This window comes from Bacillus cereus group sp. BfR-BA-01380, assembly GCF_022663535.1.
Taxonomy (GTDB): domain Bacteria; phylum Bacillota; class Bacilli; order Bacillales; family Bacillaceae_G; genus Bacillus_A; species Bacillus_A cereus_BB.
In genome coordinates this window covers 17691-39153 of sequence record NZ_JAKUFS010000023.1, presented here as the reverse complement: position 1 = coordinate 39153, position 21463 = coordinate 17691, and the positions used below count along the sequence as shown (strand labels likewise).

Sequence of the window (21463 nt, the reverse complement as noted above, 5' to 3'; positions counted from 1 at the left end):
GATTTATACTCAGCCTCTTTAAAGATTTTTATACTTGTATACTCAAAATCCCTTTGATTTGTTTTTGAATGGTAAAACATGTTGCTCTACTCTTTCATATAGAGTAAGCAATTGCTTGATAAAAGAAAACTTTGGTACTAACCAATACGAAAACAACGCTGAAATACATCCTATTATAGCCCCTATTGCCACATCAAAAGGATAATGAACCCCTACCCAAATACGAGAAATTGCTACACAAAATGCAAGTATAAGCCATAACCACCCAGTCTTTTTACGAACAAGCCAAAACGAAAAACAAATCGAAAAAAAGAGAATCGTATGGTCACTAGGAAATGAATTATCTACAGCATGGTCGACAAGTTTATTAACATCCGGCAACACTGCAAATGGTTGATAATTGAAATGAAATTTCCCTGCTATTTTTCCAACCACCTCAGCAATCACGAAAGCTATCATCGCTTGAATAAGCATCATCCTACTTTTTATGGACCCGGTAAACCAATAAGCTATAATAATGAACCCTAAAATATATACCATATATTCCGCCAAAAATACCATGGTTGCGTTTAGAAACGAATATTGTTTACCTAAATCATTGATTGCTCGAAAAACATCAATATTTAATTGAGAAAAAGACATTTTTAAATCACTCCTTTATAGTAAGGTGATCAACTGATTGCCATATACCTTCATTACATTAATAGTTTTTAATATTGTACTCATCTAAAAATAACAACCTTCTTATATGCTTATAATTTTATTATGGGAAAAAAGATTTAAATGGGACTTAACTACTTCTTAACTATTTCTTAATTAAGGAGTAGTTAAGTCCCATTTCTTCACAAGAAATAAAAAAGCACGAGGAAAAGTGAATGCGGAACTCACTTCTCACTCGTGCTAAAATGCAGTTAAGATAACAACCAGAACATCATGAATTTTCCCATGTGCGCTTGCACTACCCCTTACATCTTTTGATAAAAAATTAAATTCAGAAATTGTGATAAAATAAAAAAACTTTATACATTTCAATTCCATAAAGAAGGAGGGTTAATCTTGAATCGAGTTAATGATTACATTAAAGAAGATTTAAAAATTTTGTTTGTCGGCTTTAATCCAAGCATTCGCTCAAGTGAGACAGGGCATCACTTCGCTAATCCCAATAATCGTTTTTGGAAAATTCTCCATGAAGCGGGATTAGCCCCCAAGAAATATAATGCTTCGGAAGATTATAAACTGTTGGATTTGGATATGGGTCTTACAAACATAGTAGCAAGACCAACTAAGGCAGCGGATGAAATTACAAAGGAAGAGTATAAAGAAGGAAAAGAAATTTTAAAACAAAAAATTATACAGCTAAAGCCAAAAATAGTCTGTTTTGTTGGGAAAGGTGTTTATCAGGAATATAGCGGACAAAGAGTAGCCCCATGGGGACAGCAGCCTGAGCCCGTCATACCTGGAACAATTGATTTTGTTGCCCCGTCCTCAAGCGGGTTAGTAAGAATAAAGCTTGAAGAAATTGTAGAGATTTATAAACAGTTGGCTAAATTAGTGTGCAAATAAAGCATCGACGGGTATGCAAGCCCGTCGTATTTTTTGTGTAATCCTCCCCTCTACGTTTTCATTGCCTCACTATGTACTTTTATAGGCTATCTTGGTTCCGATGACCACAGTGGCATCCAGCTCTTCAGAACTGGCCAACTGTGCTATTAGTCCGTTGCGGATAAATATCTCGACGGTATGCGGCGCCTGTCGATCACTCGTCTCAATAAGCAGATGGCCGCCAGGTGCCAGCCAAAGTGGCGCCTCAGCCACCACCCGTCGCTGTATATCAAGACCGTCCGTTCCCCCGTCGAGCGCCACACGCGCTTCGTGTATACGCGCCTCCGGGGGTAGCAGCCCGATTGCCGCGGTGGGTACATAAGGTGCGTTCGCAACCAGGACATCGATGCGGCCCTGCAGTATGACGGGCAACGGTTCATAGAGGTCACCTTCATACACATAACCACCAGCTGCAGTGACGTTGCGCAAAGCACACCGCACCGCAGCTGGATCAATATCAGAGGCGTATAATTCAATCCGTTCCTGCATTGCGGCTAGTACAGCGCCCAACGCCCCCGAACCACAGCATAGGTCAACTACGACAGACCCTGGCCGGGTAAGAGCGGCAGCCTGACGGACGAGAAACTCAGTGCGGTTACGGGGTACGAAGACTCCCGGATCCACCGCTATCCGTAAACCACAGAACTCCGTCCAGCCGATAACGTGTTCGAGGGGTAAACCAGCTACTCGTCGGTCCACCATAGCGGTGAGATCCTTCGGTGTCCTGGCCGCAGAAATGAGCAACTGAGCTTCATCCTCAGCGAAAACACAACCAGCAGCCCGAAGCCTGTTGACGATAATTGTATAAATGGCGCCTCCATGAAAACCACCACAATTGGCTTTCTCGAAGCTCAAAGATGCTTTCCTCGAATCCATAAGTTCTCCTCATTCCCATCTTCATAATCTGTCCGTTAGCTTAATCAATCAAATTACAGTTCAGTCTACAACTTTATTTTCATCAGACACTTAGAGCTGAAATTTTCTCTTATTACACATTACAAAAAACACACCAAAAGAGATGTCATCATGATATCTCTCTTGGTGTGTTTTTAAATAACTTTATTGCTGATGAACATGATTGTGTAGCTTCGAAATAAAGTTTGATTAAAAACGGACAGTATTAGAAATACTTTATTATCACTCAATAGTAAATATCCATATCAATAATCTTTCAGTTCAATCGCATTGGAAGCTTTCGTCATCATTTTCGTAACCATCTTAAACATTCCACCCATAAGGATAGGTACACGCAACATAAAATTGCGTAGCAAGATTTTGGATTTTGAGGTTTCAATCATACTTCCAGCAGCTATCAACCCTATTTTTTGGTTTTCCTCAACAAACTTTCTCATCTCTTTTTCGTAGGCAATAAAGGCACGTTCGTAATTGCCATGCGCAGCTTTCAGTTCACCAGCTAATACATAAGCTCCAACAAGTGCCAGGCTAGAGCCTTGACCCGAAAGTGGCGATGGGCCATACGCCGCATCACCTACCAATGTAATCCGACCTTTTGACCATGTTGGCATATCAATCTGGCAAATCTCATCAAAGTAAAAATCTGTTGCCTCTTTCATAGTTTTGAGTAGATGCGGAGTTTCCCAACCCGTATGACCTTGGAAAGCATTGTCTACAAGTTTCTTTTGGACTTCCACATCATAGCGGTCGTACTTCAGTTCCTCTGATTTAAACAAGAACATACCCTTTGCTTCAGTATTATCACGGGCACTATACATACCTACAGTTTTGCCTGGCATTGTATAAAGTAGCTGGCGGTGGTCGAGGTTAAGGTAATTCTCGAGGGTAAAAATCGAGATATAACAGCCCAGAGTACGCTTAAATTGTTCTTTGTCACCAAAAATCAAGTTGCGCACATTGGAATGGAGCCCGTCCGCCCCGATAATCAAATCGAATGTCTGCGGCTTGCCACGAATAAATTGGACTTCTGTACCAGCTTCGGTCTCATGTATAGCGGTAATCGAATCGTCCCAAATATATTCGATCGTATCCTCGGTCAAGTCGTACAAAATATGACTAAGGTCCTCGCGCATGATTTCGATATCCAGCCCCTGCTGGTTCCCCATACTCGCTTCGCTTATTTGACCTTCGATTTTACCTTTGCTGTTCACGAAGTAAACACCAGTCATGTGCGTGTCAGCTGTACGAACTTGATCGAGAATCCCCATCCGTTTAAGCACCGTAATGGCTACACCACGGATATCAACACCATATCCACCTGAGCGCAATGCGGGCGCCCGTTCTATTACAGTCACGTCGAAACCGTAGCGGTGAAGCCAATATGCTAGTGCCGGCCCAGCAATGCTCGCACCGGAAATAAGAACGCGCATCTTTTGTTTTATAATCGCTTATTCACTCCTATCCCTATTGAAGTCATACAACATATTTACAATATATTCACAGTCTATTTTATTTATGTACCACAGCAAAATATAGGACTCTAATTATTCAACAAAATACCCCAGCTGAACAAAAAAATCCTGTCTATCAATACAGGAATGCTGACTCTATAGTTTCATAATAAGATATTCCTTAATTACAATACTGTTTTACTAACTTATTTAGACGTTCTATGTTTTCTGAAGATACATTTTCTGATAATCTTGCCGCAGCAATAATGGGAGCCCACCCAAAAACTTCATCCTTGGATAAACCAGTATTTTTGCAATATATACGTAAATACATTTCAGCTAATTCTACTGAAGACTGTGAATACAATAGATATGTTCGATATACATCTGCACGAATATCTCCTGAACTAGAATCTACCCAATCAATAATTTTCACGTTGTCATTACTCATGATCAAATTAAATGGATGAAAATCTCCATGACATAGATTACAATAATGTCCTGCACTTTATCTAAATTCAATGTAATTATAGTGAAATCCTTCTGCTACTAAACTGCCCTGTTCGTTAAATAAAAAGATCCTGTAAAACAGGATCTAAACAAGATTTAGAACATGACTTACTTTGTTTCTTTCATCCTTATTTGTTGCATAACACAAAAAAGCATGACATTTTAATGCCATGCTTCCTAGCAATATATTTCACAACAAAAATTTTAGTATACAACTTTATCCCGCTATTCGTGGGCAGTAATACTCCCACCTCAAAATTCGGCGAAAGCATTGTCCAGCTCTAGCGGCTAGAATCTCCGGCCGTTTCCGCTTTTCTTAAGAAGTTAGGTGGGAGATAAACTGCCCGTAAAAGCCCGATTGGTTCAACTAACCATCAGTGGGGGATGAAGAAAACCCTCACTGATGGAAGTTTCACTTTATGTTGCTTAAACTCTTTCATTAAATACTTTTGTTTCTACGTCCAAAGAATTAACTATAGACTGGTTCTTTTCTACTTAGACCAAGCGTCTGCTCTGTTGAAGTATAAATTTCTTGGAAAAGCTCTGGGTTTTCCACTAGAGACACGCCATAAGAAGGAATCATTTCTTTTATTTTCGGTTCCCACTCTTTCATATGTTGTGGGAAGCATTTTTCTAATACCTCAAGCATAACTTGAACGGCAGTAGAAGCACCCGGAGAAGCGCCGAGCAATGCAGCTACCGAGCCATCAGCGGCACTAACAACTTCCGTACCAAATTGAAGTGTTCCTTTTCCACTTGCAGTATCTTTGATAACTTGCACACGTTGACCCGCTACCACTATACCCCAATCCTCGCTTTTGGCGTTCGGAATAAACTCGCGTAATTCTTCCATGCGCTTTTCATTCGATAACATAACTTGCTGGATCAGGTATTTTGTCAATGCCATCTCTTTTACGCCTGCTGCCAACATAGTAAAAACATTATTCGGTTTTACGGAACCTATCAAATCAAAATTTGAACCAGTTTTTAAGAACTTTGGTGAGAAGCCGGCAAACGGTCCAAACAGCAATGTTTTTTTGTTGTCGATATATCTTGTATCAAGATGCGGAACAGACATTGGAGGAGCACCAACCTTAGCTTTACCGTATACCTTTGCATGATGCTGCGCTATAACTTCCGGATTGTTACATACCATAAATAGTCCGCTTACCGGGAACCCTCCAATATGTTTTGACTCAGGAATACCAGTTTTTTGTAGTAAAGGCAGGCTTCCGCCCCCACCACCGATAAAGACGAATTTTGCAGTATGGTGTTCGATTTTACCGCTATCGATATCATGCACTTTCACTTCCCACGAGCCATCGCTAGTACGTTTAATATCCTGGACACTATGCTTGTAGTTTATCTCGACGTTTTTACTCTGTAAGTGGTCAAATAACATGCGTGTTAAAGCACCAAAGTTGACATCTGTTCCAGAATCGATTTTTGTTGCCGCTATCGGTTCATTCGATGTACGGCCTTCCATGATAAGCGGAATCCATTCCTTCAGTTTTTCAGGGTCATCGGAAAATTCCATCCCTTGAAACAAGGAATTACTTGAAAGCGCTTCAAAACGTTTTTTCAAAAACGTTACATTTTTTTCCCCTTGTACCAAACTCATATGAGGTATTGGCATGATAAAGTCCTGCGGATTACGAATCAGATTGCTGTTTACAAGATAAGACCAAAACTGTCTGGAAAGCTGAAACTGTTCATTAATTTTTGTAGCTTTGCTAATATCTATAGATCCGTCAGATTTTTCGGACGTATAGTTAAGCTCGCACAGTGCAGAATGGCCCGTCCCCGCATTATTCCATTCGTTAGAGCTTTCTTCTCCTGCGTTTGCGAGTTTCTCAAACACTTTGATTTCCCATTCAGGTACTAACTCTTTCAGCAATGATCCCAAAGTCGCGCTCATGACTCCAGCACCAATTAAGATAACGTCTGTTTTCTTCTGCATTTTGCTCATGATAACCTTCCTCATCCCCTATATTTACAAAAAAGAGTAGGTACTCCTGCTTAGATGTCACAAAAAGCAAGGCACCACCTAGCCCCCACCTAGGAACACACCTTTTCTGTCTTAATTATAACCGTATCATATTCTATTATAATTATTTATAGAGTAAAATATCTACTGTTATCTGATAATTTTAAACTATTTAAAGCTGAGAAGTCCGTTCACAAGGCCCTAGGAACACAATTTGCCGTTACTTTTGGTATGGTTCTCCGCGCTTAATAGAGAGTAAAACGTTTAAAAAAGGAACTTTAGTTAGTTTAGATATATAATACTTTATATTCCACAATCTGGCCCTTTGATGGAAGAACATATTTGATATTTTCAAACAATCTTATTGTACAAACCAATATTGGGATTAATCTTTTTATAGACGGTACAATTTTATTACAAACGGTCAAACTTTATTGATACCATCATATTCTTCCTCCCTTCTTCACCTTAACTCATAAAGTGAAACTTTAATCAGTGGGGGTTTTCTTCATCCCCCACTGATTATTAGTTGAACCAATCGGGCTTTTACGGGCAGTTTATCTCCCACCTAACTTCTTAAGAAAGGCGGAAGCGGCTCGTTCAGAATCGCAGGACGTTGGAGCACCCGACAGAGAGGCGCTTTCTGCCTCGTCCGAGGGGGCGAAACGACCGGAGATTCTAGCCGCTAGAGCTGGACAATGCTTTCGCTGAACTTTGAGGTGGGAGTATTACTGCCCGTTAATGCGGGATAAAAGAAAGATTCGGATTTACCATTATATGTCATTAACGGATGGTGGGGTTAGACTAAATAGAAGATATGCAATTTTTATACTGTGTCATAAAGTTTGCTTTTTGACAGACAGGTTTATCCACTTAGACGGTGCAAGGAGCTAGAAAAAGCTGGTAAATGGTAAAGCTTTTTTCTATAATAAAACGTAGAAACGATAAGGAGGAGATTATAACAAATTATTTGATTGTACAGATTAAAAGTTTAATAGGGGAAAAAATAGGGGGAAGAGAAATGTCAAAAAAAATAATTTCTTTATTTTCTGTCATGATGATTACAGCCTTTATGATGACTGGCTGCGGTCAAAGTGAGAAAGCAAATAAAGATCAAAAAGAGAATGTGACAAAAGAAAATAAGGCAGAAAAGACGGATACAGCAAAAGAAAAAGAATCTAAAGATAAAAACACTAAAGATACGGCAGCTAACTCAAACGATTATTCAAAGCTTATCTCATCTATGGAGAAAGAAACAAAAGGTAAAACAAAAGTCCTTTATGAAAACAAGGAATCGCAAGTACATAAATTGCAAGATGTTTCAGTATCACTTGATAACTATACATTAGTTGAATTAAATGATTTTCATGCCGATTTTGACATTCCTTTTAACAGACAGACAAATGGCGGGGTTATTCTTGCACACTATACTGTAAAGAATAGTTCAAATAAAGATGTTTATTATATGCCAACTTTAAACATAACATTTACAGGCGCTAAAAGGGATTACAGTAATTATAGAGATTTAATTCCAAAAGAAGAACAATTATATGAGAAATTGTCTCCAAAGAATAATTATTTAGTAGAAGCAGGGAAAAGCGTTTCTGGTTATGTTGCTTATCCATTCGGCAAAGATGATTTAGCAAAAATTTTGGAGCTATCAACGGTATCAGTAATGGTTCCTGAAGCGCAGGCTAATAAAGGAAAATTTGACGCTCGAATCGGAAGTCCGGGGAACTTTACGTTAAGTTTAAATAAACAAGGTAGTGAAAAGGCTGCAGCAAATAAAACTTTTTATAAAGATAAAGCAACTTTTGATAACATGGGCGAGAAGAAAATGCTAAGCGAGAAAGCGAACATTAATAAAAAGGAACAATTAGGTGATGTCAATGTTACATTAGATGGATACCAATTCACCAAATTCACGCCAAATTCCGTTGAAGCTTCCCGATTTAGAAATTTCAAAAATGGCATTGTTTTATTGACAGCTCAATTTAAACTCGATAACAAAGGGTCTGAAGATATTGGATTGTCTTCAATAAGTTCTACACTAAAAATGAATGATGACGCGCAGTATACGCTCGGCGAAAGCATGTTACTAACTTACAAGCGTAATGATGTGCTCAAAACCGGAACATCTGGCGAGTTATTACAAGTTTACATCTTAGATGAGGAACAGTATGAAAAGATTTGGAAAGACAAAAGCTTTGAGATCGAATTAGGGCCTATGAGAAATAACGATTCAAAAGATCTTTCAAATGGGAAAAAAGTGAAATTCACATTACCGAAATAAAGCAGCAAGAGAAGCCGGGGTGAGGTTGTTCCCTCATCCCAGCCAATGCAATCCTTAAAAGTGAATTTTTTATTCCGCTTTATAATTTTTTATTTAGGCTACACCGTAGATTTATTACTTCTTCAATTGATAAATTTTGATAAACCTTTCAAGATTATTAATAGAAATTCTTTTAATCCCCAGTGGTCTTGTTCCTTTCACAATTCATGTCGCTTTTCTTCATTCACCATTTCTCTTTCTTTGTATTATATATCCTAACTATAATAGGTGATGTAACGTCACTTACAACCTTCATTTTCAGGAGGAATTAAATAAATTGATGGATTACAGGAGGACAGACATAATTTCACTCCCAGAAAAAAAGCTTCCTTATGAAGACTGTTTCATCTTTATGTATCCTGTGAGGATATCCATTATAAAACCCTAAAATCTTTCATACTTTCTCCCAGAATATAGTGTGAAAACCACATCAAATTCTGCTTCATAATAGCCACATGAATTCCTGGCTGGTCAGAACTATATGCCATTTCTTTAAATATAATTAATTCTGTATCAACTTCCATGTCCTTTAATCCTTGATATAGCTCATATGCATTTAGAGTTGGAATTCTTGCATCCTTTTCGCCATGTTGGATTAAGGTGGGAGTACAAGCTGATTTAATATATGTCATTGGTGATGCTTTAGTATATATCTCTGGATCATTCCATGGATTATTTCCTAAATACATCCTAATAAAGTAAGGGATATCTGTATTTACATAATGGGTACTCCAATTAGTAATTCCACCGCCAACTGAAATAGCTTTAAATCTACTACTAAATGTAGAGCAGAAAGCTGATATATATCCCCCGTTGCTCCATCCCATAACCCCTACTCTATCTTTATCTGCAATCCCTTTGTCAACTAGTTTATCCACTCCAGATATAACATCATCGTAGTCAGCAATTCCCAGTTTTCTATAGTTTGCTTTTAAGAATTCATTACCATAACCAGAACTTCCCCTGTAGTTTGGTTCTAAAACGATAAAGCCTTTTTCGATAAACTTTTCAATAGGATATTTCTCATTAAAACAGTCTGAAAATATTGGAAAGGATGCCCAAGCTGGACCACCATGGATTACCACTAATAAGGGATATTTTTTATTTGCGTCAAACTCTATTGGGATTGATAAAACCCCCTCTATTTCAAGACCATCACTACTTTGCCATGAGATTATTTCCCTGTTACTTTTAAGCTTTCCTTTGAAAAAGCTATTTTCATTCGTTATTTTTTTATCGTCTAAATAGATTTCAAAGGTTTCATTTGTTATAGCCTTATTATAGGATATATGATTTCCATCCCTTGTTATAGAAGCATCCATTATAAAGCTATCTACTTTTTCGCTTAACATTTCCACAGTGCCATCCTCAGATAGCAACCCAATAAGATAATTAGTTTTATTCTGCCATCTAATTAAAATTCCTTTATCTGTCCACCGTAACGGCATAACCGTACTATCAAAATCTGTTAAAGGTTGAATTAGCTCCCCATTATTAATATCATATATCTCTAATGTACTGTCTTGTATATGGGTCTTATAGTAATCCTTCTCCCTTATGCTTGCTGAGTAACATATTTTGCTGCCTTCAGGAGAAAAGCAAACACTCCCTCCCAACAACTTATCTATATTCATCTTTTGTAGCTCTCCAGCTTTAATATCTAGTATGTATAGATCTCCATTCATATAATCTCCCATATTTGAGCTTGGTGTAGCCATAAATACAACCTTTTTTCCATCATTTGAAATATCAAATTCATGGATATGAAAATCCTTCCCATCAGTTAGTTGATAAACAACGCTATTTTCATGTTCATATTTATCATTTTGTATCACTTTTTCTATTTCAATGTAATATAAACAATTATTCTGGTATTCCTTACCTACATGATGGAAATTTCCATATAGTTCCTTACGTTTCTTTATCACCTCAGATTCTTTTGACTGTGCAACATAATAAAAACCCTTGCCAGTAGACTCCCATTTGAATTTACTGACCCCTTCTTTTTCATCAGTAATTTGAACCCCACTATAACCATCTATTGACTTAACAAAGATCTGATTTTTCTTATTATCCCCGTCACCAACTGGGCTAAGGTATGCGATATTCCTAGAATCTGGAGACCATAATGGGTATGTACTATCTATATCCCTAGTTGTTAATGGGTAACTCTGCCCCTTATCTTTTTCATATATCCATACATGATTCCTATATTTATTGTCTTTCCAGTTAGCTGTCTTCTTGACAAATGCTACGTTTTTGCCATCATCACTTATGTTTGTACCTGATAAGATTGGTAATGAAATAATCTCTTCTATACTTAGATATGTTTTTCCATTCATTTTCATTAATAAACCCCCTCGTAATGTCTAGTAATCTAATTTGTTCAATAAAGTGAAACTTTAATCAGTGGGGGTTTTTCCATCCCTCACTGATTATTAGTTGAACCAATCGGGCCTTTACGGGCAGTTTATCTCCCACCTAACTTCTTAAGAAAGGCGGAAGCGGCTCGCTCAGACTCGCAGGACGCCCACGCACCCGACAGAGAGGCGCTTTCTGCCTCGTCCGAGGGAGCGAAACGACCGGAGATTCTAGCCGCTAGAGCTGGACAATGCATTCGCCGAATTTCGAGTTGGGAGTCTTACTTCCCGTTAATGCGGGATAAAACCTCTGCCCTATGCTGAATCCCTTTAGAACTGTGTTTAGCTTTCACCACTGTAATACCTTGACCTTTATCAACTGTTAATAAAAAGTCCGTTGTCATAACAATTGGATCGCCTGTTTTTGGATCAGCTGGGTGTTTAATCCCAAGCTCTTCAGCAATGACAATCGTCTCTTCTTGTGGTAATAAAGGAAATTGTTCACGAATATCTAAAATAACATCTGAAAATTCAGTTAAATAAAAGTAGTTCCGTTCCAAATCCGATAAAAACTCATGTTGTCTGGCGGTCTTTATACCTTTTAATCTTGTTGACCGCCCTAATGAGGAAACATCTTGAATTTTAAGCCAAGGCTGATAATCTGCCCCACTATCCGTCCTCTACCCTCTTTAATCCACTTATCGATTTTAGATGTTCTTTTTCTTTTCGACACAAAAACACCCCTTTAGATAATCATATCCAAAGGGGTAAAGCTTCGCAACTTCTTTATAAACGTCGCGACTTTTGTAGCTTTTGAATAAAGATTGATTAAAATGTGGCTATAAATGCTGATTCTTATAATAGAAGAAACTCACACATTTTGAAAAAAGATTGATCAAAACACACACTTATTTAATGTGATAGATTAACTTCTTTATAAAAAAGTTTGATTATTTTATGCTGCATTCTTAAACTACAACAATCTTTAAACTATTTATTTTCATTCACTATACTTTCTATTGCGATAGAAATTCCATTCCAAACATTAATTAGATCAATAATTAAAACTAAGCTAATATATTCTTTCCTGTCATAATATTTATGCATTCAATTATATAATTACTGCAGAATGTTCCGATTATAAAAAATTTTGATTAGCGCTCCTAGAAACAACTTATGAAAGCACTAGAAAAACCTCTACATATATTACTGGATAAACAGATATTTAGATTTAAATCAATTAACATTTAAAGATACACTATTATTAATCATTTTGATATCTTTAGAAATTTTTAGTATAAATTCTAACTAAAGAATTGAGTTAGAAGGATTAAATTACTTAATTAAAAAGATAGTTAAGCACTATTTAATACACTATCATATATGACTCTAACGGTCCTGTTTTGATTCCAACTTGGGATAAAGCCTTTAATTTAACTGCTATTGGATGATAAGGATTCAATTCTCTCGAATGTATCTTCTTTTCCTCTACTCTATAGGGACTAGCTTGAAAAACATAGACTAATTTATCTAATGTAAATAAATAACTAAGTATATGATTAATCATTGAGAAGTATAGAGTCAGATGAAAATCTTCAGGCATACCCCAAGCCAATATTATATAGTCTGACTCTTTGAGAGTTTGCTTTATTACTGCCAGATTTTTATCAAAAATAGCATTAAATTTTTGTTTAGGTAGTAAGGATCTCAAATTTTTAAAGTCAGCATTTAAATTTTCAGAATTAGAATTATATAAGGAAAAAAGATTTAAAATGTTCAAGGTTTTGATATTTTCAGTATTAATTTCTGCTCCTTTAACAACCTCTATATAATCGTCTGCAAAAAAACTGATTACCTTATTTACAGTAGTATCTGATTTATGCTCATCCGCTATCGATGGATTCATCATGATAATAGATACTACCTTATCGGCATCTTCTGCTTTATTATTAAGCGTTATAGTTAAACGTTCTCTTTTTTCGAAATTCAATTTTCTTCCTTCTAAATAGATACTACTTTTATTCGAGATTATAGGTCTAATTATCTTATTTTCACTATAACTAGCCATTATTAAACACTTCTTTCTGATGTTCTAAATACCTCTTTATTAAACATTCAAACAACATTTTTTGAATTTTCTTCCACTTCCACATTTGCATAGCGCATTCCTTCCTTGATTAGGTACCTCTTTAACAAGGAATTTCAAATATTCATAACAACTTACAATATTTCCAAAGCAGATTTGCCATATTATATGATTGTGATATCCCATTCCTTTTTCCCCATATAGGCCCCCTACACGTAGATTATGATAAATATCATTCCTAAAAGAATGTAATAGTTGATAATTTTTTGTTTTTATTACCTCCTTTGCTCCTTTAGCATAACGACCAGCATATTTTTCATCATCTAAATCAGCAAAATATTTTATTTTACTGTAGTCTCCATAATTTAATGATAAGTACCTTGAAATTTTATCAAAGCAAGAATATATTCTCAATAATGAAGAATATAGTAAATACTGCTCATCTATTAAATCTCTAAGGTTAGAATTCGAATACCTTTCCCAATGGAAGTAGAAATATCCATTGTGCACATTAAAGATTTCAATAAGACATCTTGATGCTTCCTCTAGTCTAAAGAATACATCTAAAATCAAGAATTTATCTTCTCCTTGATATAATTCGATATCATGTAATAACTCAATTTTGTAAGTCTTTAATTTAATTAAACCTTTTTCTAATTTTTCTTTAGGAGTGATTGATTCAGTGAATTTTAAAAATTCTTGAATCATAGGTATATTCTTCAATTCATAGTGTAAAATATTTTTTTGAATTAGATAGATGATTTCCTCTAGAAGTTCATAATGCTTTTCGATACAAAATAGAATATCTCTAATCTCCGACAAATAAAATTCTAAATCTACATCATTTGCATCTCTGTCAAAATAATCAGATGTTTTTCTACCATCCTGTATAGCTTCTTTACATTCTTTTACATTAAAACTTAAATCATGAGTATTAGTTTTTCGAATAGCATCTAATTTCCTGTAAGAGTTATTGCTTAGTAATTGCCCTAGAACCTCTTTTAATTTAGATTTTTTATAATGTTCATCCTTCTTGATGAAGTCCTTAATTTTTGGAACCTTATTTTGTGAGAAATCATTTGAAAATGCAAAATCATAATGAATCCCCAGGAAGGTCCAAATACGTTCAGTAGCATGCCAAAGATTTTCGATAGCATTGTGGAAGAAGAAACGACCCGAAAAAAAATTCTGTGATAATGGCTGTTTATTTATCTCCAATGCAATGTCAGCTAACCTTAGATCCTTACAACTTCTATTAATAAAATAATGAATTTCTTCTACTAAATGGACGAGATAACCAAAAGGAGTAACGGTATTAGGGAGAGTAGTCAATGAATTTCGATTTAAGTATTGGATCACTATCTCATCCACCTGTTGTTCTAGGTAAGAGGTCCTTCTAAAGAATGCATTAATACTCTCCCCTTCCTTTTGTTTGAAGTTATGATATTGATATTTTTCTTGGAAAAATAAATCTATCCAATATTTCTCTGTTAAGTAAAAGTCATTTTCCAGTTCTTCTCTAGTAAAAAAACCCTTAAATTCATTTTCTTGAACAACTTGCTGTAAACTTAATTTAGTAGTATCACATTCATTTTTGCATTCCATTACTGTATCGTTAAAAATACGTAATGAATATTCATTACATTCGGGACATTTATAACGTTTATAATAATTTAGAAAGACTTGGTTCCTAGTACGTCTTAACATTAGAATTCTCCTCTTAATTTTAGATTAATATTACTGCGAAAGTGGTTGAGCTTATTTGTACCATTTCCTAAAAGATTAAAACCACTCTATCATCTTTGTTAATTAACTTCCTATTCCTCTAAAAATTCTTTGAACAACACTGTACTTGAGAGGCCTAATAAAAAGCCATAATCCCATTTAACCTATAATCTATTTGAACCCTTTGTTATATATTATTAACACAAACTAATAATGAAGGAACCGCTATTATGTTTATTTATCCCAACAAAAAAGGATTTAGTTTCATTCATCAGTCATAACTGGATTTGGAAAACCTATATCTAAATATCCTATATTTTCAAAATAAGAACCTTAAATGTAATAATAAAACTGACGATTTCTCGTCAGTTTTATTATTTTATAATTAACATTTATTAAAAACTCTATCTCAGATTATTATTCCTTTGTATCCATCTGCAATATTTCTAAGTACTAATTATCTTGTATCAGTTTCTTTAATAGTTATTCCTACAATTACTTGATTTTTAACAGATACACCCTTTAAACAGTCAAAAAATGCTTCCATATCTTCCACTACAATACTACGCTATCCAGGATCATCAAATATTATAATTCCTGGGTGATTCCCATTTAATTGACTAGATGTTTGTACCAAATCGATAGTAAACGCACATATTCTTCTAATATGACCACTGGCAGATGAACCAAACTACAAATCAAAATTACTTATTATAGTTATATATTTATATTATGATACCGTTACTTTATTTATATCTGTAGCTTTGAAATAAAGTTTGATTAAAATGGATTCTCTTATCCAATCTTCAAATTTAATTTTTATAATAATGTTTTATAAATTTAACATTAATAATATTTACTTCTTAATTCCGATAGAAGTTATATATCTTATAATTACTAGCTTATATGTTCAAACTCTTCTTCAAAAATCAGATCATAATATTCACAAAAGACGACACATAACTCTTTATAAAATTCTTCTAAAGCTACATAATCCTCTTTATTCTGTTTTTTCTCAGCAATTTTTTCCTTCAACAAATTTCTTTTCACACGTATTCTTTCAAGGTTATAGAAAATTTTATGCCTTTTTAAGTAGAGTTTTAATTCCTCATGCATATATTTTCCTAATGATGTTTTATAAACAATGTTCCCTTGCCCATCCCTTTCAAGGTGTAAATCGTATTCATCTGTACAAGGATCAATAAACCCCTTATTCCCAATAACATTTTCTTCCGGGGAACTACTCACCCACTTATTAGACTTTGAGATATTACAGTAGGGACAACTGTATAATAAATTATCATATGTAAACTCGAGTTCTTTAAATTTTTCTTTTGGAGCAAAATGCTCTACATGGTATACATTGTACCCACCGCTATAAATATCTAAATCATCGCAATAAGCACATTTATTATCAAAGTCTTTAGCTAACCTCTTTTTATTAGATTTATTTGTCCGCCAGATTTCTCCTGTAAGTGATCTAATCGGTTTTTTACTTTTTACCCTTTCCAACACTTTACCCCTTCTCTAAGATAGAATCAATTTTACTTATTAGTTCCGTTAATTTATTCGAATCTAAATCTCTTTTTAATTTATCTGGTATAGCATTTACGCCATTCATAGATTTTTCTAGCTTTGTATCCAACTCAAGTAATTTAGAATCTACCTCTTGAGATGTCCCAGCTAAAGGTAACAATCTTTTAATTTCCTCTTCCCATTTTTGTTTTTGCTTTGTAGTCTTTAATATTTGTTCAATGATTTTATAATTCAATTCTATTCTTTCTGATTCTTCATTTAAATATCGCGCAAAATCAAACACTTGATACGCATTAAATATTTCATTAAAAAACAAATCATCTTCATAAGAAGTTAATATAAAAATGGGAAAATCATATAGTGCGTCTTCTAATGTTTTGGCAAACTCAACCCCTGAATAATCTACATTCTTATAAGATGATAACTTATAGTCTACCACTACACAATCAAGCTTTTCCTCTATTACCTGTTGAATCATATCATCAATATTGTCTTTAAGTTCTAATTCTACCGGATCTAGTCGGTATATTGAATATTTCATTTGCTTTTCAGATTTTGCCTTATTAAAACCTTCCATCAGTTTTATCATTATTTGAGTTACTTTAGACGAATCATCATCAATTATTCCTATCCTAAATATCTGTTCCATCTTTTCCTCCCTAAATCGAGAATTTTAGTTCTAGACCAAATCCAGCTGTATACTTTGTTATGTTATATTTTGCATTATATTCTCGAAGCGTTGATGCAACGATATACATGCCTAGCCCCGTCCCTATGGGATTTCCATTTATATCATTTTTACTAGTTACACCATAATTAAATATATCATATGGATTTTTAAATGTATCAGATAGACCACTACCATTATCCTCATAATGCAAAATAAATTCTGACTTTGTTTCCATCGTAATATTTATAATTCGTTCATCTGTTTTTGTTTTTTCAAAAGCTTCGATAGAGTTAATAATTAAATTGTATACAATACTTTCAAAATCAGAAACATATATCCTTTTGAATACTTCTTTATTATCTTCTTTAATATTTACTTTTATCTTTTTTTGATTTAGTATTGGTTCCAATAACAGAATAAGGTTTTTAACTGTTTCATAAAGGTTTTTTTTCGTTCGCTTTCTTTTATCTTTCTTTTGGTTCGTTATAACTGTTATCCACGATTTTAGAAAAATATCATTTTTCCTTAAATCCTCTAAACAACGATTGATTAATGTTTTATTATCATTATCAAGAGCAAATTTTAATGAATCTACTCTGTTCACCAATATTGCATTTATACTTTTTAAATCATGAACTATGGATGTCGTTATTAAGCCATTTGTAGACAATTCTCGAAGTAACTTTATCTCAGAAATTAATTCTTCTCTCTCTTCCTGGAAATATTGTACAGCCTTTGCCAAGGTTTCAAAATTCTCTGGTTGCTCTGATTGCTCCTGCTGCTCTGATTGCTTTGGTTGTCCTAATTTCTCTTTGCTAACAGTAGACTCTTTTCTCTTTCTGTCCTTTTCCCTATCTTTTAGGTACTTATCAGCTATTTCGGCCCCACTTTGTTTTGTTTGCTCTTTTTCACTAATGATATCTTTATATTTTTTTATTGTTCGTGCAATATAAGCTCTATCCCTTTCAAAAACAGAAATAATATTTTTTATGACATCTTTGAAGATATTAAAATACTCATTCTCAATAATTCCCTCTCGGCTCGACTTATCTAAAATGCTATCATTATTAATTCTGGAAATAAATAGAGTTCCTTGTCCTTGACGATTCCTAACATGCCAATTACCAGATGGGTGACTTACCGCTGCTGGGTTTTTAGCCATTCTAGCATCTATGCCTAACCAATCAAAAGAATCTGATTTGGGATCCCCATAAGGTCTAACTAAAAAATTATCCCTGTAAATTTTAATACCATTATGGTGTTCAAGCCAAATTCTGCGTTTTTTACTAATTTGTTTATAGAAAAAACTTTCTTTATCATCTTCAGCAAGCGATAATTTCATAAAAGTATAATCAAATTTAAATGAACCTATTTTTCTAACTGCATCCTGATAATCTTTCTCCTTATTACGCATAAGCTCTGGTATTGTATACTCGTAATATATAATTTTATTTTTAAAATCTTGGTGTCTGTAAGGAGAAATTTTAAAATCTTCTATTTCAAATAAATCCTTAGGCATTTGATTTAAATCAAACTCATTTCTATTTAAAGTGATTTTAAATACTTCCCCATCAAACTCCGCAGATAACCTATAATCATATTCTTCTGAGACCTCATTTTCTACTACAAAGTAAGGGTCTAACAATGATTTTTGCGCACAAATTATATATTCCCTTTGTTCAGTAGGAGGGATTAGAAACCCAAGAGAGGTAAATATACTATTAAGCTCTCTTTGAGTCCATGTATCACGTAAATTACTTATTTTCAATAACGTCCCTGTCTCAAGTTCAATATTAACCCCAAGTTTTTTTTCCTTTATACTATTGATACTCTCTAAAATATCAGAAGGAATGATCTGTTTGAATGGTTTATCCAAATATTCAAAATCCGCTTCTATCTGATCAATTGTTTTACCAGGCTCCTCAAATTTTGACCAGTCATTTCTCCATAATATTAATTGTTCCTCCTTGTTCTTAGTATACATATCGCATTGGCTCCCTAAACGATCCAATGCAAATCTACCTATTCCTTTTTCACCCGATTTTATTCTATTTTTTACGGATTTATAATTCTCCCTTTTATTATCAGTTCCAATCATCATCCAACAATTTTCTATTATCTCCCGAGTCATACCAATTCCATTATCTAAGATGTAAATGCAATCATTTTCGATATCGAAGCAAATAAAGCATAGGGTAGCATCTGCATCGTATGTGTTCTTTACTAACTCAATAATCGCTCCATCAACTTTTGAAACACTCTCACGCCCTAGTAATATTGTCGCACGTGATGAGATCCTATACTTCATTTTCTCCATTACCGAAATACCTCCTGTTTTAAAAACTCATAATTATTTATATCCCTAGCAGTAATTCTTACTGAACTACCATTAGCATTGACCCCAATTGACTGTACATATTGATAAAACGAATCACTCTCTAATAATTCTTTAGCTTTTTCTAACTTCCAATCCCCTTTAGATACAATATATATACCTGAATACGGTATACATTCTTTACCTAAATTATAAACTTTCACCACTTTTGTTACGATAGTCGATGTTAAAAGTTTATCTTGATTCAAATGTGAAAGGGCTTGCGTTCTACCATATTCATACCATTTTACATTTTTATCAGAATGCCTTTTTTTTAAATTTTCTCTAAACGTTTCTAAATATTTAACTGCCTCTGGAAAATTTTTTTCAAATGTCTCTAGCGAATATTTACACAATTCCCCTTCTTCGTAAAAATACGGGAAAATTATCAATTCTTCTCTATTATAATTTAATCCACGTGGACTTGCTGCTACTCGTAGTAAATCTTTTTCTATTCTTAGATTTTCTACACTAATATATTCTTGCTCTGTTACAAAATCACTAATCACAAATGCCTTATTTAATAATGTTGCGACACTACTTGAGGCAGTGAAAAAATCACCAAACCTGTATTTCTCTAATACTGTCTCTTCTTTAGGCTTAGAAAATACCCATTTCTTGTTCAAATTCTTTTTATTTATTCTATTAGACTGGTTATTTTCGATATCAAAATATTCAATTTTACCAGTGTCTTCACCTTTATCAAGAATTAATATCGCAGATGATGTTAATGCATTTTCAAATATTTTTTGTATTGTATAATCATAGATTTTTGATAAATAAGGTAACATCATATCTCGCAATCCTTGAGCAAATACATTTTTAAATATACTGTTTGGAATAAGATATGCGATTTTTCCTGTATCATTTAAACTATTCAAGCTAGCTTCAATAAATGCATAGCAATAATCAAATTTACCCTGTGTACAAGATTGAAAATTTTCTCTAACAAATAACCTTGTCTCTTCATCCAAATCCCTATAATTAATATATGGTGGATTACCAATCACAAAATCAAATTTGATATCCAAATTTGTCTTTAAAATATCCACATTTAAAATGTTCCAAGATACATCATTAATACCGTATTTTTCCGATATTGAATTTAAATTTTTTATACAATTTGAATAATGAATTGCATCTATTTCCGCGCCGTATATGTCCAGTTGTAAACCGATTTTAATCTTTCCTACTGGCATGTCCTCACATAAACAATCCTCAATATATCTTCTTACAATCTCTATTAATACATTCCCATCACCACAGGCATTTTCAATAACTTTTTTTCCATATAAATTTGATATATATCCTACCCTATCCAGCATATCGCTTACTACTTTAGGTGGGGTAAATACTTGACACTTTTTATTCATTAAACTTTCTCCTATTCAATTTTTTGCATTGACTAAGAATACATATCCAGATTTTCAGATTGAGTATTAACTTATATTATACATTGTGATTCTATATACTAAATTACACTTATTTTTAAATCTATAATTTAATACCTACGATATCTCGCTACAAAATTCAATAAACAGAAAAAAACCCTTTTCCTGCCGAATCAAGTTATAACACCAAATTCACAGAAAATAGGGTTTCCCTATTAAATATTTTACAACAGCTACTCTCCAATCACTAGTAAAAAATATTATTAAAAATTTTCATACATCGCCAAAAATAATTATTTAAATTCATTTAACCATATATTTATCACAGACCAATGGCATGAATTTAATATGATTATATAATTCTAAATAAAAAATCCTCCATGGCTTCTCCAAATCAGATTATATCCTAAACAATTGTCACAAAAATCTTGGATAAACTCTAATTATTTATAGTATTAGGACTTTAAAATATTAAAAAAATCTTAAAGCCTATTAAATATGTAGAACCCACTCCGAATCAGCAC

Annotated in this window: 13 protein-coding genes and 2 pseudogenes; 2 read left to right on the top strand and 13 right to left on the bottom strand. The window is 34.0% G+C overall.

Features of this window, described 5'->3' with window-relative positions:
• Positions 1–42 precede the first annotated feature (42 nt).
• Complete coding sequence (locus MR076_RS19080) at positions 43–642, bottom strand: undecaprenyl-diphosphatase (RefSeq protein ID WP_242223180.1); 600 nt, start codon at positions 640–642, stop codon at positions 43–45.
• A 414-nt stretch (positions 643–1056) separates the two neighbouring features.
• Here MR076_RS19080 and mug point away from each other — a divergent pair, with 414 nt between their 5' ends.
• Positions 1057–1563: a G/U mismatch-specific DNA glycosylase gene (gene mug / locus MR076_RS19075; RefSeq protein ID WP_242223178.1), complete on the top strand. Its 507-nt coding sequence runs from the start codon at positions 1057–1059 to the stop codon at positions 1561–1563.
• Positions 1564–1632: 69 nt separating this feature from the next.
• Here mug and MR076_RS19070 read toward each other — a convergent pair whose 3' ends face one another.
• The 4 genes and pseudogenes from MR076_RS19070 to MR076_RS19055 all read right to left on the bottom strand — a co-directional run bounded on the left by MR076_RS19070 (position 1633) and on the right by MR076_RS19055 (position 6447).
• Positions 1633–2478 carry a putative protein N(5)-glutamine methyltransferase gene (locus MR076_RS19070; RefSeq protein ID WP_242223176.1) on the bottom strand — a complete coding sequence of 282 codons (846 nt, stop codon included), beginning with the start codon at positions 2476–2478 and terminating at the stop codon, positions 1633–1635.
• A 284-nt stretch (positions 2479–2762) separates the two neighbouring features.
• Positions 2763–3959: an FAD-dependent monooxygenase gene (locus MR076_RS19065; RefSeq protein ID WP_242223292.1), complete on the bottom strand. Its 1197-nt coding sequence runs from the start codon at positions 3957–3959 to the stop codon at positions 2763–2765.
• Between the two features lie 190 nt (positions 3960–4149).
• Positions 4150–4455, bottom strand: a pseudogene (locus MR076_RS19060) (aminoglycoside phosphotransferase family protein); the annotation flags it as partial.
• Between the two features lie 492 nt (positions 4456–4947).
• Positions 4948–6447, bottom strand: coding sequence for a malate:quinone oxidoreductase (locus MR076_RS19055; protein WP_242223174.1), 1500 nt, complete (start codon positions 6445–6447; stop codon positions 4948–4950).
• Positions 6448–7486: 1039 nt separating this feature from the next.
• Here MR076_RS19055 and MR076_RS19050 point away from each other — a divergent pair.
• Entirely contained in the window at positions 7487–8758 is a 1272-nt protein-coding gene (locus tag MR076_RS19050; RefSeq protein ID WP_242223172.1) for a DUF5068 domain-containing protein, read from the top strand.
• 413 nt (positions 8759–9171) lie between these two features.
• Here MR076_RS19050 and MR076_RS19045 read toward each other — a convergent pair whose 3' ends face one another.
• The 8 genes and pseudogenes from MR076_RS19045 to MR076_RS19010 form a co-directional block, all read right to left on the bottom strand.
• Positions 9172–11145, bottom strand: coding sequence for a S9 family peptidase (locus tag MR076_RS19045; protein ID WP_242223170.1), 1974 nt, complete (start codon positions 11143–11145; stop codon positions 9172–9174).
• 371 nt (positions 11146–11516) lie between these two features.
• Positions 11517–11890 (bottom strand): annotated as a pseudogene (locus tag MR076_RS26600) (TnsA endonuclease N-terminal domain-containing protein); the annotation flags it as partial.
• A 633-nt stretch (positions 11891–12523) separates the two neighbouring features.
• Positions 12524–13147: a DUF1643 domain-containing protein gene (locus tag MR076_RS19035; RefSeq protein ID WP_242223166.1), complete on the bottom strand. Its 624-nt coding sequence runs from the start codon at positions 13145–13147 to the stop codon at positions 12524–12526.
• A gap of 117 nt (positions 13148–13264) precedes the next feature.
• On the bottom strand, positions 13265–14950 hold the full coding sequence (locus MR076_RS19030; protein WP_242223164.1) for a YecA family protein: 1686 nt from the start codon (positions 14948–14950) through the stop codon (positions 13265–13267).
• Between the two features lie 915 nt (positions 14951–15865).
• Positions 15866–16480: an HNH endonuclease gene (locus MR076_RS19025; protein WP_242223162.1), complete on the bottom strand. Its 615-nt coding sequence runs from the start codon at positions 16478–16480 to the stop codon at positions 15866–15868.
• A gap of 4 nt (positions 16481–16484) precedes the next feature.
• A complete protein-coding gene (locus tag MR076_RS19020) occupies positions 16485–17153 on the bottom strand; it encodes a response regulator (protein WP_242223160.1) in 669 nt (222 codons plus the stop codon).
• A gap of 10 nt (positions 17154–17163) precedes the next feature.
• Entirely contained in the window at positions 17164–19491 is a 2328-nt protein-coding gene (locus MR076_RS19015) for an ATP-binding protein (RefSeq protein WP_242223159.1), read from the bottom strand.
• A complete protein-coding gene (locus MR076_RS19010; protein ID WP_242223158.1) occupies positions 19491–20921 on the bottom strand; it encodes an Eco57I restriction-modification methylase domain-containing protein in 1431 nt (476 codons plus the stop codon). Before MR076_RS19010 ends, MR076_RS19015 begins: the two co-directional genes overlap by 1 nt.
• Between the last annotated feature and the right edge of the window lie 542 nt (positions 20922–21463).